This window comes from Pseudomonas sp. YA1 (assembly GCF_058680555.1).
In genome coordinates this window covers 1-15,787 of the sequence record NZ_JBZWBG010000036.1, presented here as the reverse complement: position 1 = coordinate 15,787, position 15,787 = coordinate 1, and the positions used below count along the sequence as shown (strand labels likewise).

Genomic DNA, 15,787 nt, shown 5'->3' with positions numbered 1-15,787 from the left:
TCGCGGGTCTGCGGCATGGGGCCGTCGGCAGCCGAGCAAACCAGGATCGCGCCGTCCATCTGGGCAGCACCGGTGATCATGTTCTTCACGTAGTCGGCGTGACCGGGGCAGTCAACGTGAGCGTAGTGACGAACAGCGGAATCGTATTCAACGTGCGAGGTGTTGATGGTGATACCGCGGGCCTTTTCTTCCGGCGCGTTGTCGATCTGATCGAAAGCACGAGCGGAACCACCCCAGGTGTCGGAGCAGACCTTGGTCAGTGCAGCGGTCAGAGTGGTCTTGCCATGGTCAACGTGACCGATGGTGCCGACGTTGACGTGCGGTTTGTTACGTTCGAATTTTTCCTTAGCCACGACAGTAAACCTCTTACTTAAAGGGCTGAATCAACCTTGTTTTTTAACCAGCGCTTCGACGATGTTCGACGGAGCTTCGGCGTATTTGGAGAATTCCATGGAGTAGCTCGCGCGACCCTGGGACATGGAACGCACGTCGGTCGCATAACCGAACATCTCACCCAGCGGAACCTCGGCACGAATAACCTTACCGGAAACCGTGTCCTCCATCCCCTGAATCAGACCACGACGACGGTTCAGGTCGCCCATCACGTCACCCATGTAGTCCTCAGGAGTCACCACCTCTACCTTCATGATCGGCTCGAGCACCTTGCCGCCGCCCTTCTGGGCCAGCTGCTTGGTCGCCATGGAAGCAGCGATCTTGAACGCCATCTCGTTGGAGTCGACGTCATGGTAGGAACCATCGAAAACGGTAGCCTTCAGGCCGATGAGCGGATAGCCGGCAACGACGCCGTTCTTCATCTGCTCTTCGATACCCTTCTGGATCGCCGGGATGTATTCCTTCGGAACCACACCGCCCACGACTTCGTTCTCGAACACCAGGCCTTCGGTGATGTTGCCCTTCTCGTCCACGTCCGCGGCCGAGAAACGGATCCAGCAATGACCGAACTGACCGCGACCACCGGACTGGCGAACGAACTTGCCTTCGATCTCCACGTTGTCCTTGGTGATGGTCTCACGGTAGGCAACCTGCGGCTTGCCGATGTTGGCCTCGACACCGAACTCGCGCTTCATGCGGTCGACGATGATGTCCAGGTGCAACTCGCCCATGCCGGAGATGATGGTCTGACCGGACTCTTCGTCGGTCTTGACACGGAACGACGGGTCTTCCTGGGCCAGCTTGCCGAGGGCGATACCCATCTTCTCCTGGTCAGCCTTGGTCTTCGGCTCTACAGCGACCGAGATTACCGGCTCGGGGAAGTCCATGCGCTCGAGGATGATCGGCTTCTCGATCGAGCACAGGGTGTCACCGGTGGTGACGTCCTTCATGCCGATCAGGGCAGCGATGTCGCCTGCGCGCACTTCCTTGATCTCTTCACGCTGGTTGGCGTGCATCTGCACCATCCGACCAACGCGCTCTTTCTTGCCTTTCACCGAGTTCAGGACGGAGTCGCCGGAACTCAGGACGCCGGAGTAAACGCGGGCGAAGGTCAGGGTACCGACGAACGGGTCGGTAGCGATCTTGAACGCCAGGGACGAGAACGGTTCGTTGTCGTCGGCATGACGCTCGTCTTCGACGGTCTCGTCGTCCGGGCTGACGCCCTTGATCGCAGGGATCTCGGTCGGAGCCGGGAGGTAGTCGATGACGGCATCGAGAACCAGCGGAACGCCCTTGTTCTTGAACGAGGAACCGCAGACGGCCGGAACGATCTCGCACGCCAGGGTGCGCAGACGCAGGCCTTCCTTGATCTCGGCTTCGGAGAGCTCGCCCTCTTCGAGGTACTTGTTCATCAGCTCTTCGTTGGCTTCGGCCGCAGCCTCGACCATGCTGGAACGCCACTCTTCGGCCAGGTCCTTGAGCTCCGCAGGAATTTCTTCCTCGCGGTAGGTCATGCCCTTGTCGTCATCGTTCCAGTAGATGGCCTTCATCTTGACCAGGTCGACCTGACCGACGAAGTTCTCTTCAGCGCCGATGGCGAGCTGGACCGGAACCGGGGTATGACCCAGGCGCTTCTTGATCTGCTCGACGACGCGCAGGAAGTTCGCGCCCTGGCGGTCCATCTTGTTGACGTAGACGATGCGCGGTACGCCGTACTTGTTGGCCTGACGCCATACGGTTTCCGACTGCGGCTCTACGCCGGAGGTGCCACAGAACACCACGACAGCGCCGTCCAGTACACGCAGGGAACGCTCCACCTCGATGGTGAAGTCTACGTGGCCGGGGGTGTCGATGACGTTTACGCGATAGTTGTCGTACTGACCGCGCGAGCCCTTCCAGAAGGTGGTAACGGCAGCGGAGGTAATGGTGATACCGCGCTCCTGCTCCTGCACCATCCAGTCGGTGGTCGCAGCGCCGTCATGCACTTCGCCCAGCTTGTGGTTGACGCCGGTATAGAACAGAACCCGCTCCGTGGTGGTGGTCTTGCCCGCGTCAACGTGGGCACAGATACCGATATTACGGTAGCGGTTGATGGGTGTAGTACGGGCCACAATAAGGTCCTCGGGGGTTGGGCAGCGCGATTAGAACCGGTAGTGCGAGAAGGCCTTGTTGGCCTCTGCCATACGGTGCACGTCTTCACGCTTCTTGACTGCTGCGCCCTTGCCTTCAGCGGCATCCAGCAGCTCGCCAGCCAGGCGCAGGGCCATGGACTTCTCGCCACGCTTGCGGGCGAAGTCCACCAGCCAACGCATGGCCAGGGCATTACGACGGGACGGACGGACTTCGACCGGAACCTGGTAAGTCGCACCACCTACGCGGCGGGACTTCACTTCGACCAGCGGAGCGATGGCATCGAGAGCTTTTTCGAAGGTTTCCAGGGGATCGGCCTTGCCGCGTTCCTTCACCTTGTCCAGCGCACCGTAAACGATACGCTCGGCAACGGCTTTCTTGCCGCTTTCCATCACGTGGTTCATGAACTTGGCCAGGATCTGGCTTCCGTATTTCGGATCAGCCAGCACTTCACGCTTGGCCGCTACACGACGTCTTGGCATTGATAAGCCCTCAAACGGTCTTCAGGTTAGCCCGGGACCATAACAGTCAAGTTACGCCCGACCTTACTCTTATCGACTCAGATAAATATAAAAACGCTATTACTTCGGACGCTTGGCGCCGTACTTCGAACGACCCTGCTTACGGTCTTTGACACCCGAGGTGTCCAGCGAACCGCGCACGGTGTGGTAACGCACACCCGGAAGGTCCTTTACACGACCGCCACGGATCAGCACTACGCTGTGCTCTTGCAGGTTGTGACCTTCACCACCGATGTACGAGGAAACCTCGAAACCGTTGGTCAGACGTACACGGCATACCTTACGCAGTGCCGAGTTCGGCTTTTTCGGCGTGGTGGTGTATACGCGGGTGCATACGCCACGACGTTGCGGGCAGTTCTGCAGCGCAGGCACGTCGCTCTTGTCGACCATGCGCTTGCGCGGCTTACGCACCAGCTGGTTGATAGTTGCCATCTATAGCTCCACTGATTGTCTTACGACACACAAACGAAATGACAGAGCGTGCGCCCTGCCAATTTTCGGGGTACAAAATAGTAAAGAGGTTCTTGTACACCGTCAAGACAAAGCCCCGGCTATCGGGATAGCCGGGGCTTGTCGTTGATGCTTAGTTACCGCTCGAGTTCAGCGCTTCGGTCAGTGCGGCTTCCGCCTCGCTGGCACTCACACGCTGCGGCTTGCCGAGGTCGCGCTGACGCTTGCGCTCGCTGTGGTAAGCCAGACCGGTACCGGCCGGGATCAGGCGACCCACGACCACGTTCTCTTTCAGACCACGCAGGAAGTCGCGCTTGCCGGTGACCGCCGCCTCGGTGAGGACGCGGGTGGTCTCCTGGAACGACGCCGCGGAAATGAACGACTCGGTCGACAGGGAGGCCTTGGTGATACCCAGCAGAACCCGCTCGTACTTGGCCGGGAACTTGTCCTCGGTACCGAGCTGTTCGTTCTCTTCCAGCACCTGGGTGAGTTCCACCTGGTCGCCTTTGATGAAGCTGGAGTCGCCGGACTCGCTGACTTCGACCTTGCGCAGCATCTGACGCAGGATGGTCTCGATGTGCTTGTCGTTGATCTTCACGCCCTGCAGACGGTAGACGTCCTGGATCTCGTTGACGATGTACTTCGCCAGCGAGCTCACGCCCAGCAGGCGCAGGATGTCGTGCGGGTTGCTCGGACCGTCGGAGATGACTTCGCCGCGGTTCACCTGTTCGCCTTCGAACACGTTCAGGTGACGCCACTTCGGAATCAGCTCCTCGTACGGATCGCTGCCATCGTTCGGCGTGATGACCAGGCGGCGCTTGCCCTTGGTCTCCTTGCCGAAGGAAATGGTGCCGCTGATTTCCGCCAGGATCGAAGGCTCTTTCGGACGACGAGCCTCGAACAGGTCGGCGACGCGCGGCAGACCACCGGTGATGTCACGGGTCTTCGAGGTTTCCTGCGGGATACGCGCGACAACGTCACCGATGCTCACCTTGGCGCCGTCGGTCAGGTTGACCAGGGCGTTGGCCGGCAGGAAGTACTGCGCCGGTACGTCGGTACCCGGCAGCAGCAGGTCCTTGCCCGCGGCATCGATCAGCTTCACGGCCGGACGGATGTCCTTGCCGGCAGCCGGACGGTCCTTCGGATCCATCACTTCGATGTTGGTCAGGCCGGTCAGTTCGTCGGTCTGACGCTTGACGGTGATGCCCTCTTCCATGCCCACGAAGGCCACGGTACCGTCCACCTCGGTGACGATCGGGTGGGTGTGCGGGTCCCACTTGGCGACGATGGCACCCGGGTCGACCTTGTCGCCTTCCTTGACCGAGATCACCGCACCGTACGGCAGCTTGTAGCGCTCGCGCTCGCGACCGAAGTCGTCGGCAACCGCCAGTTCGCCGGAACGGGAAACCGCGACCAGCGCGCCGTCGGCACGAACCACATGCTTCAGGTTGTGCAGGCGGATGGTGCCGCCGTTCTTCACCTGGACGTTGTCGGCCGCGGAGGTCCGGCTGGCCGCACCGCCGATGTGGAAGGTACGCATGGTCAGCTGGGTGCCCGGCTCACCGATGGACTGGGCAGCGATGACACCGACTGCCTCACCGATGTTGACGCGATGGCCACGGGCCAGATCGCGGCCGTAGCACATGGCGCAGATGCCATGACGGGTTTCGCAGGTGATCGGGGAACGCACCACCACTTCGTCGACGCTCATCACTTCGAGGAAATCGACCCACTTCTCGTCGATCAGGGTGCCGGCCGGCACGATGACCTCATCGCTGCCCGGCTTGAACACGTCGCGCGCGATCACACGGCCGAGCACGCGCTCGCCGAGCGGCTCGACCACGTCGCCGCCTTCGATGTGCGGCGACATCAGCAGGCCGTGCTCGGTACCGCAATCGATCTCGGTCACTACCAGATCCTGGGCCACGTCGACCAGACGACGGGTCAGGTAACCGGAGTTCGCGGTCTTCAGCGCGGTATCCGCCAGACCCTTACGAGCACCGTGGGTGGAGATGAAGTACTGGAGTACGTTCAGGCCTTCACGGAAGTTCGCGGTGATCGGGGTCTCGATGATCGAGCCGTCCGGCTTGGCCATCAGGCCACGCATACCTGCCAGCTGACGGATCTGGGCCGCGGAGCCCCGCGCACCCGAGTCAGCCATCATGTACATGGAGTTGAAGGACTCCTGGTCGACTTCCTTGCCCTCGCGATCGACGACCTTCTCTTTCGAGAGGTTGGCCATCATCGCCTTGGACACTTCGTCGTTGGCCTTCGACCACAGGTCGATCACCTTGTTGTACTTCTCGCCCTGGGTTACCAGGCCGGAGGCGTACTGGCTCTCGATCTCCTTCACTTCGTCGGTGGCGGCGTTGATGATCCGCGCCTTCTCATCCGGGATGACGAAGTCGTTGACGCCGATGGACACGCCGGAAATGGTCGAGTAGGCGAAACCGGTGTACATCAGCTGGTCGGCGAAGATGACGGTGTCCTTCAGACCCACCACGCGATAGCAGTGGTTGATCAGCTTGGAGATCGCCTTCTTCTTCATCGACTGGTTGACCACGTCGAACGGCAGGCCGGCCGGAACGACCTGGAACAGCAGCGCGCGGCCGACGGTGGTGTCGACGATACGGGTATTGGCGGTCAGTTGGCCGTCTTCACCCTTGATCTTTTCGTTGATGCGCACTTTCACACGAGCGTGCAGGGACGCCTGGCCGCTGCGGTAGGCGCGGTCGACTTCCTGCAGGTCGGCGAAGGCCATGCCCTCGCCCTTCGCGTTGATCGCTTCACGGGTCATGTAGTAAAGACCCATTACCACGTCCTGCGACGGAACGATGATCGGCTCGCCGTTGGCGGGCGACAGGATGTTGTTGGTGGACATCATCAGCGCGCGCGCTTCCAGCTGGGCCTCGAGGGTCAGCGGAACGTGGACGGCCATCTGGTCACCGTCGAAGTCGGCGTTGTACGCGGCGCAGACCAGCGGGTGCAGCTGGATCGCCTTGCCTTCGATGAGGACCGGCTCGAACGCCTGGATGCCCAGACGGTGCAGGGTCGGCGCACGGTTCAGGAGAACCGGATGCTCGCGGATGACTTCGGCGAGAACGTCCCAGACCTCGGGCAGCTCGCGCTCGACCATTTTCTTGGCGGCCTTGATGGTGGTGGCCATACCACGACCTTCCAGCTTGCCGAAGATGAACGGCTTGAACAGCTCCAGGGCCATCTTCTTCGGCAGACCGCACTGGTGCAGGCGCAGGGTCGGGCCCACGGTGATCACGGAACGACCGGAGTAGTCCACGCGCTTGCCGAGCAGGTTCTGACGGAAGCGACCTTGCTTGCCCTTGATCATGTCGGCCAGCGACTTCAGCGGACGCTTGTTCGAGCCGGTGATGGCGCGACCGCGACGGCCGTTGTCGAGCAGGGCGTCGACGGCTTCCTGCAGCATGCGCTTTTCGTTGCGCACGATGATGTCCGGAGCGGCCAGGTCGAGCAGGCGCTTCAGACGGTTGTTACGGTTGATCACCCGACGATACAGGTCGTTCAGGTCGGAAGTCGCGAAGCGACCGCCATCCAGCGGAACCAGCGGACGCAGGTCCGGCGGCAGCACCGGCAGGACGGTCAGGACCATCCACTCGGGCTTGTTGCCGGAGCCCTGGAAGGCTTCCATCAGCTTCAGGCGCTTGGACAGCTTCTTGATCTTGGTTTCCGAGTTGGTCTGCGGAATCTCTTCGCGCAGGCGGCCGATCTCGTGCTCCAGGTCGATGGCGTTGAGCAGTTCGTGAACGGCTTCGGCGCCCATGCGAGCATCGAAATCGTCACCGAACTCTTCGAGGGCCTCGAAGTATTGCTCGTCGTTCAGCAGCTGGCCCTTTTCCAGGGTGGTCATGCCCGGATCGATCACCACGTAGCTCTCGAAATAGAGCACGCGCTCGATATCGCGCAGGGTCATGTCCAGCAGCAGGCCGATACGGGACGGCAGCGACTTCAGGAACCAGATATGGGCAACCGGCGAAGCCAGCTCGATGTGGCCCATGCGCTCACGGCGCACCTTGGCCAGGGCGACTTCCACGCCGCACTTCTCGCAGATCACACCGCGGTGCTTGAGGCGCTTGTACTTGCCGCACAGACACTCGTAGTCCTTCACCGGGCCGAAGATCTTGGCGCAGAACAGGCCGTCGCGCTCCGGCTTGAAGGTACGGTAGTTGATGGTTTCCGGCTTTTTAACTTCGCCGAAAGACCAGGAACGAATCATCTCGGGCGAAGCCAGGCCAATACGGATGGCATCGAACTCTTCGATTTGACCCTGGTTTTTCAACAGATTAAGCAAGTCTTTCAAGGCCTTTCCTCCTCACGGACCCGGTGCGACCGGCCTTGACCAGCCGCACCGTCTAGCGTCACGTGTTATTCGGTTTCCAGTTCGATGTCGATGCCGAGCGAACGGATCTCTTTGATCAGAACGTTGAAGGACTCGGGCATGCCGGCCTCCATGCGGTGATCGCCGTCCACGATGTTCTTGTACATCTTGGTCCGCCCGTTCACGTCGTCCGACTTGACCGTCAGCATTTCCTGCAGGGTGTACGCCGCGCCATAGGCTTCCAGCGCCCACACCTCCATCTCACCGAAGCGCTGACCACCGAACTGTGCCTTACCACCCAGCGGCTGCTGGGTAACCAGGCTGTACGAGCCGGTGGAACGGGCGTGCATCTTGTCGTCCACCAGGTGGTTCAGCTTGAGCATGTACATGTAGCCGACGGTGGTCGGACGCTCGAACTGGTTGCCGGTACGGCCGTCGAACAGACGCATCTGGCCGCTTTCCGGCAGGTCGGCCAGCTTCAGCATGGCCTTGATCTCGCGTTCCTTGGCGCCATCGAACACCGGGGTCGCCATCGGTACGCCACCGCGCAGGTTCTTGGCCAGCGCGAGGATCTCGTTGTCGCCCAGCTCGTCGAGGTTTTCCTCGCGACCGCCGATCTCGTTGTAGATCTCGTGCAGGAACTTACGCAGTTCGGCGACCTTGCGCTGCTCTTCGAGCATGCGGTTGATCTTCTCGCCCAGCCCCTTGGCCGCGAGGCCCAGGTGGGTTTCGAGGATCTGACCGACGTTCATACGCGACGGTACGCCCAACGGGTTGAGGACGATGTCGACCGGGGTGCCGTTGGCATCGTGCGGCATGTCTTCCACCGGCATGATCACCGAGACCACACCCTTGTTACCGTGACGGCCGGCCATCTTGTCGCCCGGCTGGATGCGACGCTTGATCGCCAGGTAGACCTTGACGATTTTCAGCACGCCCGGAGCCAGGTCGTCGCCCTGCTGCAGCTTGCGCTTCTTGTCCTCGAACTTGTCATCCAGGAGCTGACGACGATCGCTGATGTAGGCCTGGGCCTTCTCCAGCTGTTCGTTCAGGGCGTCGTCGGCCATGCGCAGCTTGAACCACTGGCCGCGCTCGAGACCGTCGAGGTAGTCGTCGGTGACCTCCGTGCCCTTCTTCAGCGCCGGGCCACCTTCAGCCTTGGCACCGACCAGGGCGGCACGCAGACGCTCGAAGGTCGCGCCTTCGACGATGCGGAACTCTTCGTTCAGGTCCTTGCGGATCTGGTCGAGTTGCATCTTCTCGATGGACAGCGCGCGGGAGTCGCGCTCGACGCCGTCGCGGGTGAAGACCTGAACGTCGATGACGGTACCCTTGGTGCCGGTCGGCACACGCAGGGAGGTGTCCTTCACGTCGGACGCCTTCTCACCGAAGATCGCGCGCAGCAGCTTCTCTTCCGGGGTCAGCTGGGTCTCGCCTTTCGGAGTGACCTTGCCGACCAGGATGTCGCCGGCCTGCACTTCGGCGCCGACGTAGACGATACCGGCTTCGTCCAGCTTGTTCAGCGCGGCCTCGCCCACGTTCGGGATGTCCGCGGTGATTTCCTCTGGGCCAAGCTTGGTGTCACGAGCGACGCAGGTCAGTTCCTGGATGTGGATCGTGGTGAAACGATCTTCCTGGACCACGCGCTCGGACAGGCAGATGGAGTCTTCGAAGTTGAAGCCGTTCCAGGGCATGAACGCTACGCGCATGTTCTGGCCCAGGGCCAGTTCGCCCATGTCGGTGGACGGACCGTCGGCCAGGATGTCGCCGCGCGCAACCACGTCACCCTTGCTCACCAGCGGACGCTGGTTGATGCAGGTGTTCTGGTTGGAACGGGTGTACTTGGTCAGGTTGTAGATGTCGACACCCGCTTCGCCGGTCTCGACTTCGTCATCCGCCACGCGAACCACGACACGGCTGGCATCGACCGAGTCGATCACACCGCCACGGCGAGCCACGACGCAGACGCCGGAGTCGCGCGCCACGTTGCGCTCCATGCCGGTACCCACCAGCGGCTTGTCGGCGCGCAGGGTCGGTACGGCCTGACGCTGCATGTTCGAGCCCATGAGTGCGCGGTTGGCGTCGTCGTGCTCGAGGAACGGAATCAGCGAGGCAGCGACGGAAACGACCTGCTTCGGCGAAACGTCCATCAGGGTCACGTCTTCCGGCGCCTTCACGGTGAATTCGTTCAGGTGACGCACGGCCACCAGCTCGTCCACCAGTTGACCCTTCTCGTTGAGGGTCGCCGAAGCCTGGGCGATGACGTGGTCGGCTTCTTCGATCGCCGACAGGAACACGATCTCGTCGGTTACCAGGCTGTCCTTGACCACGCGGTACGGGCTCTCGAGGAAGCCGTACTTGTTGGTGCGGGCGTAGGTCGCCAGGGAGTTGATCAGACCGATGTTCGGACCTTCAGGGGTTTCGATCGGGCACACGCGGCCGTAGTGGGTCGGGTGTACGTCACGAACCTCGAAGCCCGCACGCTCACGGGTCAGACCGCCCGGGCCGAGCGCGGAGACGCGGCGCTTGTGGGTGATCTCGGAAAGCGGGTTGTTCTGGTCCATGAACTGCGACAGCTGGCTCGAACCGAAGAACTCCTTGATCGCGGCAGCCACCGGCTTGGCGTTGATCAGGTCCTGCGGCATCAGGCCTTCGCTTTCGGCCATGGACAGGCGTTCCTTGACCGCGCGCTCGACACGCACCAGGCCCACGCGGAACTGGTTCTCGGCCATTTCGCCGACGCAACGGACACGACGGTTGCCCAGGTGGTCGATGTCATCGACGATGCCCTTGCCGTTACGGATGTCGACGAGGGTCTTGAGCACATCGATGATGTCTTCCTTGCTCAGGACGCCCGGACCTTCGATCTCGGTACGACCGATACGGCGGTTGAACTTCATCCGGCCCACGGCCGACAGGTCGTAACGCTCGGCGCTGAAGAACAGGTTGCCGAACAGGGTCTCGGCAGCTTCCTTGGTCGGCGGCTCGCCCGGACGCATCATCCGGTAGATCTCGACCAGGGCTTCCAGCTGGTTGCTGGTGTTGTCGATCTTCAGGGTGTCGGAGATGAACGGACCGCAGTCGATGTCGTTGGTGTACAGGGTCTCGATGCGCACGACCTGGGCCTTGGCCACCTTGGCCAGGAGGTCGAGGGTCAGCTCGGTGTTGCACTCGGCGATGATCTCGCCGGTAGCCGGATGCACGATCGCCTTGGCGATGGTACGGCCGATCAGGTAGTCGAACGGCACTTCCAGCTGGCTCACGCCAGCCTTTTCCAGCTGGTTGATGTGGCGGGCAGTGATACGACGCCCCTGCTCCACGATCACCTTGCCGCTGCCATCCTTGATGTCGATGCTCGCGACTTCACCGCGCAGGCGCTGCGGGACCAGTTCCAGGTTCAGGGTCTCGCCCTTGATGTGGAAGACGTTGGTCGCGTAGAAGGCGTTGAGGATCTCTTCGGTGCTGTAGCCGAGCGCGCGTAGCAGTACCGAGGCCGGCAGCTTGCGGCGACGGTCGATACGGACGAACACGCAGTCCTTCGGATCGAACTCGAAGTCCAGCCAGGAACCGCGGTAAGGAATGATCCGCGCGGAGTACAGCAGCTTGCCGGAGCTGTGGGTCTTGCCACGGTCGTGGTCGAAGAACACGCCCGGGGAACGGTGCAGCTGGGAGACGATGACACGCTCGGTACCGTTGATGATGAAGGTACCGTTCTCGGTCATCAGGGGGATTTCCCCCATGTAGACTTCTTGTTCCTTGATGTCCTTGATCGCCTTGTTCGACGACTCGCGGTCGAAGATGATCAGGCGAACTTTCACGCGCAGCGGTACGGCGAAGGTCACGCCGCGCAGCACGCACTCCTTGACATCGAATGCCGGCTCACCCAGACGGTAGCCGACGTATTCCAGGGCAGCATTGCCGGAATAGCTGATAATCGGGAAAACGGACTTGAAGGCCGCGTGCAGACCGATATCGCGGAACTGCTCCTTGGTTGCGCCAGCCTGCAGGAATTCGCGATAGGAATCCAGCTGGATGGCCAGCAAATACGGCACATCCATGACGTCCGGCAACTTGCTAAAGTCCTTGCGGATACGTTTTTTCTCAGTGTATGAGTAAGCCATCAGCGTTCCCCAGCTTGGTCACCTGCTTGTTTGGCGTCTCCGACGGGAGCAGCCGGAAAATCTTGCAGACCCCTTGGCCTGCATTGCCCACTCGGGGCACTTTCACGTCGTGGGTGGAACGCCCGAGGCGAGTCCACCCAGAACGGAAAAAGGCCGGTGGCAAAAGCCACCAGCCATCAGCCTTTCGCTTGACGCTCGGGCTGTAGATGCAAGGTCGTCGCTTACTTGAGCTCGACTTTGGCGCCTGCTTCTTCCAGGGCTTTCTTGGCGGCTTCGGCTTCTTCTTTCGAAGCGCCTTCCTTCACCACGCCCGGAGCGCCGTCTACGACAGCCTTGGCTTCTTTCAGACCCAGACCGGTCAGTTCGCGAACGACCTTGATCACGTTCACTTTCTTGTCGCCAGCTTCGGCCAGGACGATGGTGAACTCGGTCTGCTCTTCGGCAGCGGCAGCAGCCGGGCCAGCAGCGGCAACGGTAGCGGCAGCAGCGGTAACGCCGAACTTCTCTTCCATCGCCTTGATCAGTTCGACCACTTGCATGACGGACATTTCGGATACGGCGTTGATGATGTCTTCGTTGGTCAGAGCCATGACTCTAATTCCTGTATTGGGGGACGGCCTGCGGCCATCGTATTAAACAAATAAGATTGAAAGCGCTTGCGAGCCGACTTAGGCGGCAGCAGCTTCTTTCTGGTCGCGAATGGCCGCCAGAGTACGAGCCAGCTTGCTGGTAGCGCCCTGAATCACGCTCATCAGCTGCGATACGGCTTCGTCGTAGGTCGGCAGGCTTGCCAGTACGTCGATCTGATTGGCTGCGAGGAACTGACCCTCGAAGGCAGCCGCCTTGATCTCGAACTTGTCCTGACCCTTGGCGAACTCACGGAAGATACGAGCGGCAGCGCCCGGATGTTCGTTGGAGAAAGCGATCAGGGTCGGGCCTTTGAACACGTCGTTGAGCACGTCGAACTGGGTGCCTTCAACGGCGCGCTTGAGCAGGGTGTTACGTACGACTTTCACGTACACACCAGCTTCGCGGGCCTCTTTACGGAGTCCGGTCATGGCGCCTACGGTCACGCCACGGGCATCGGCCACGACAGCGGACAGGGCAGCTTTGGCAGCCTCGTTGACTTCAGCGACGATGGCCTTCTTGTCTTCGAGTTTAATTGCCACGGGTTTACTCCTGGATGTTACCGTTTCGTCCAGCCGAGGCCGGACGTCGTTTTGGTGTCTGATTCGGTAACCGAATCGGGAGCACCATCTGCGTAGGCTTGTGGTTTAAGGCTTGCGCCACCTACGGTCTTGGATAGCCCCCGCCAGGCAGGGACCCCAATACCTGTGCAGCGGGCAGAACCCGCTGCACGATTTCACTTAGGCTTCCAGGGAAGCCAGGTCGATCTGCAGGCCCGGACCCATGGTGGTGCTCAGGGTCACGCGCTTGACGTACACGCCTTTCGACGAGGACGGCTTCAGGCGCTTCAGGTCGGCCAGCAGCGCTTCAACGTTCTGCTGCAGCTTGGCCGGTTCGAAATCGACCTTACCGACGGAGCTGTGGATGATGCCGTTCTTGTCGGTACGGAAACGTACCTGACCAGCTTTGGCATTCTTCACGGCGGTAGCGACGTCCGGAGTCACGGTGCCGACTTTCGGGTTCGGCATCAGACCACGCGGGCCGAGGATCTGGCCCAGCTGACCGACGACACGCATGGCATCCGGGGAGGCGATGACGACGTCGTAGTTCAGGTCGCCGCCTTTCATTTCGGCAGCCAGCTCGTCCATGCCCACCTTGTCGGCGCCGGCAGCCAGAGCGGCCTCGGCAGCCGGACCCTGGGTGAAGACGGCAACGCGGACGCTCTTGCCGGTGCCGTTCGGCAGAACGGTGGCGCCACGAACGACCTGGTCGGATTTACGCGGATCGACGCCGAGGTTCACGGCAACGTCCACGGACTCCTTGAACTTGATGGTGGACAGCTCGGCCAGCAGCTTGGCGGCCTCTTCGAAGCTGTACTGCTTGCCGGCAACTACTTTCTCGGCAATCGCCTTCTGGCGCTTGGTCAGCTTAGCCATTACACACCCTCCACGTTCAGGCCCATGCTGCGCGCGGAGCCAGCGATGGTACGTACAGCAGCGTCCAGATCAGCAGCGGTCAGGTCAGCCTGCTTGGTCTTGGCGATCTCTTCCAGCTGGGCACGGGTAACGGTGCCGACTTTCTGGGAGTTCGGACGAGCGGAGCCGCTGGTGATGCCAGCTGCTTTTTTCAGCAGGACGGCAGCCGGGGTGCTCTTGGTTTCGAAGGTGAAGCTACGGTCGCTGTAAACGGTGATGATCACAGGAGTCGGCAGGCCCGGCTCTTGGCCTTGGGTCTTGGCGTTGAACGCCTTGCAGAATTCCATGATGTTCACGCCGTGCTGACCCAGGGCAGGGCCGACCGGCGGCGACGGGTTGGCCTGACCGGCCTTTACTTGCAGCTTGATATAAGCCTGGATTTTCTTAGCCATTTGCTACTCCAAATTCGGGTACAAGCGCCTGAAGGCTCCCCGGTTGCTTTCGCGTTTATCCCAGTGACGACAAAACCCCGCAGCCTTGGGCTGCGGGGTGAGGGATGCGTTTTCAGTTAGACCTTTTCGACCTGACTGAACTCCAGCTCCACCGGGGTAGAGCGGCCAAAGATGAGCACGGCCACTTGGATCCGGCTCTTCTCGTAGTTAACTTCTTCGACGACACCATTGAAGTCGGCGAAAGGACCATCGATGACACGAACGGTCTCACCCGGCTCGAACAGGGTCTTCGGCTTGGGCTTGTCACCGCTATCGGCCACGCGACGCAGGATTGCATCAGCCTCACGATCGGTGATCGGAGCCGGCTTGTCGGCAGTCCCGCCAATGAAGCCCATGACGCGCGGGGTATCCTTCACCAGGTGCCAGGTACCTTCGTTCATTTCCATCTGAACCAGCACATAGCCAGGGAAGAATTTGCGCTCGCTCTTGCGCTTCTGGCCGTTCCGCATCTCCACCACTTCTTCGGTGGGAACCAGAATCTCGCCGAACTCTTCTTCCATGCCAGCAAGCTTGACACGCTCGATCAGCGAGCGCATGACATGCTTCTCGTAGCCCGAGTATGCATGCACAACGTACCAACGCTTAGCCACGGCGCACCCTTAACCTACAATCATGGAAACCAACCAACCCAGCAGGGAATCGAGCCCCCACAGCAGCAGCGCCATTACCAGCACTACCGCGACCACGATCAGCGTGGTCTGAGTTGTTTCTTGACGACTCGGCCATACGACCTTGCGAATCTCGACGCGCGCTTCCTTAGCAAGACTAAAGAAGGCCTGCCCCTTGGTCGTTTGCAGAGCCAGGAAGGCAGCGATCACCGCCAGAACGAGAATACCGAGAACGCGATACAGGATTGGTTGAGCCGAAAAGTACTGATTGCCCACAACGGCAACCACAACCAGAACGGCAACCAAGAGCCATTTCAAGAGATCAAAACGTGATTCTTTGGCTTCTGCCTTGGCATTCATCTGTTAGGAATCTCGTGAAGAAAAGCCAGATTTACTTGGGAAATCTGGCAGGCCAGGAGGGAATCGAACCCCCAACCTGCGGTTTTGGAGACCGCCGCTCTGCCAATTGAGCTACTGGCCTGAAGCAAAATCAGGCCGACCATTATGCCGGCCTGAGAGGGGAAGATCAACCGATATTATTCGATGATCTTGGCAACCACGCCGGCGCCAACGGTACGGCCGCCTTCGCGGATCGCGAAGCGCAGGCCATCTTCCATGGCGATCGGAGCGATCAGGGTGACAACCATCTTGATGTTGTC

At 60.9% G+C, this 15,787-nt stretch carries 13 protein-coding genes and 1 tRNA gene; all 14 read right to left on the bottom strand.

Annotation, left to right across the window (positions count from 1 at the left end):
• Positions 1–353, bottom strand: a 353-nt coding sequence (locus tag AC4OR5_RS30710) for a GTP-binding protein (protein ID WP_034013714.1), incomplete at its 3' end; no start/stop codon positions are given.
• Between the two features lie 30 nt (positions 354–383).
• Complete coding sequence (gene fusA, locus AC4OR5_RS30705) at positions 384–2,504, bottom strand: elongation factor G (protein ID WP_009316344.1); 2,121 nt, start codon at positions 2,502–2,504, stop codon at positions 384–386.
• A gap of 30 nt (positions 2,505–2,534) precedes the next feature.
• Complete coding sequence (gene rpsG / locus AC4OR5_RS30700) at positions 2,535–3,005, bottom strand: 30S ribosomal protein S7 (RefSeq protein WP_003093742.1); 471 nt, start codon at positions 3,003–3,005, stop codon at positions 2,535–2,537.
• Positions 3,006–3,104: 99 nt separating this feature from the next.
• A complete protein-coding gene (rpsL, locus tag AC4OR5_RS30695; RefSeq protein WP_003093744.1) occupies positions 3,105–3,476 on the bottom strand; it encodes a 30S ribosomal protein S12 in 372 nt (123 codons plus the stop codon).
• A 151-nt stretch (positions 3,477–3,627) separates the two neighbouring features.
• Positions 3,628–7,827: a DNA-directed RNA polymerase subunit beta' gene (gene rpoC / locus AC4OR5_RS30690; protein WP_003093745.1), complete on the bottom strand. Its 4,200-nt coding sequence runs from the start codon at positions 7,825–7,827 to the stop codon at positions 3,628–3,630.
• Between the two features lie 65 nt (positions 7,828–7,892).
• Positions 7,893–11,966: a DNA-directed RNA polymerase subunit beta gene (gene rpoB, locus AC4OR5_RS30685; RefSeq protein WP_043104630.1), complete on the bottom strand. Its 4,074-nt coding sequence runs from the start codon at positions 11,964–11,966 to the stop codon at positions 7,893–7,895.
• 221 nt (positions 11,967–12,187) lie between these two features.
• Positions 12,188–12,556 carry a 50S ribosomal protein L7/L12 gene (rplL, locus tag AC4OR5_RS30680; RefSeq protein WP_003093747.1) on the bottom strand — a complete coding sequence of 123 codons (369 nt, stop codon included), beginning with the start codon at positions 12,554–12,556 and terminating at the stop codon, positions 12,188–12,190.
• A gap of 78 nt (positions 12,557–12,634) precedes the next feature.
• Positions 12,635–13,135, bottom strand: coding sequence for a 50S ribosomal protein L10 (gene rplJ / locus AC4OR5_RS30675; protein ID WP_003093748.1), 501 nt, complete (start codon positions 13,133–13,135; stop codon positions 12,635–12,637).
• A 198-nt stretch (positions 13,136–13,333) separates the two neighbouring features.
• Positions 13,334–14,029, bottom strand: coding sequence for a 50S ribosomal protein L1 (rplA, locus tag AC4OR5_RS30670; protein ID WP_003093749.1), 696 nt, complete (start codon positions 14,027–14,029; stop codon positions 13,334–13,336).
• On the bottom strand, positions 14,029–14,460 hold the full coding sequence (gene rplK, locus AC4OR5_RS30665; protein ID WP_003093751.1) for a 50S ribosomal protein L11: 432 nt from the start codon (positions 14,458–14,460) through the stop codon (positions 14,029–14,031). Before rplK ends, rplA begins: the two co-directional genes overlap by 1 nt.
• Positions 14,461–14,576: 116 nt before the next feature.
• Positions 14,577–15,110, bottom strand: a complete 534-nt coding sequence (gene nusG / locus AC4OR5_RS30660) for a transcription termination/antitermination protein NusG (RefSeq protein WP_003108028.1) — start codon at positions 15,108–15,110, stop codon at positions 14,577–14,579.
• 9 nt (positions 15,111–15,119) lie between these two features.
• Complete coding sequence (gene secE, locus AC4OR5_RS30655) at positions 15,120–15,488, bottom strand: preprotein translocase subunit SecE (protein ID WP_031755334.1); 369 nt, start codon at positions 15,486–15,488, stop codon at positions 15,120–15,122.
• Positions 15,489–15,533: 45 nt separating this feature from the next.
• Positions 15,534–15,609 (bottom strand) — tRNA-Trp (locus AC4OR5_RS30650).
• 55 nt (positions 15,610–15,664) lie between these two features.
• A partial coding sequence (locus tag AC4OR5_RS30645; protein ID WP_449578527.1) for an EF-Tu C-terminal domain-related protein occupies positions 15,665–15,787 on the bottom strand: 123 nt, incomplete at its 5' end.

What these genes read in the sequence shown, in the direction of transcription:
- rpsG (WP_003093742.1), bottom strand. Translation starts at nt 3,005, where the DNA reads ATGCCAAGACGTCGTGTAGCGGCCAAGCGTGAAGTGCTGGCTGATCCG.
- rpsL (WP_003093744.1), bottom strand. Translation starts at nt 3,476, where the DNA reads ATGGCAACTATCAACCAGCTGGTGCGTAAGCCGCGCAAGCGCATGGTC.
- rpoB (WP_043104630.1), bottom strand. Translation starts at nt 11,966, where the DNA reads ATGGCTTACTCATACACTGAGAAAAAACGTATCCGCAAGGACTTTAGC.
- rplL (WP_003093747.1), bottom strand. Translation starts at nt 12,556, where the DNA reads ATGGCTCTGACCAACGAAGACATCATCAACGCCGTATCCGAAATGTCC.
- rplA (WP_003093749.1), bottom strand. Translation starts at nt 14,029, where the DNA reads ATGGCTAAGCTGACCAAGCGCCAGAAGGCGATTGCCGAGAAAGTAGTT.
- rplK (WP_003093751.1), bottom strand. Translation starts at nt 14,460, where the DNA reads ATGGCTAAGAAAATCCAGGCTTATATCAAGCTGCAAGTAAAGGCCGGT.
- secE (WP_031755334.1), bottom strand. Translation starts at nt 15,488, where the DNA reads ATGAATGCCAAGGCAGAAGCCAAAGAATCACGTTTTGATCTCTTGAAA.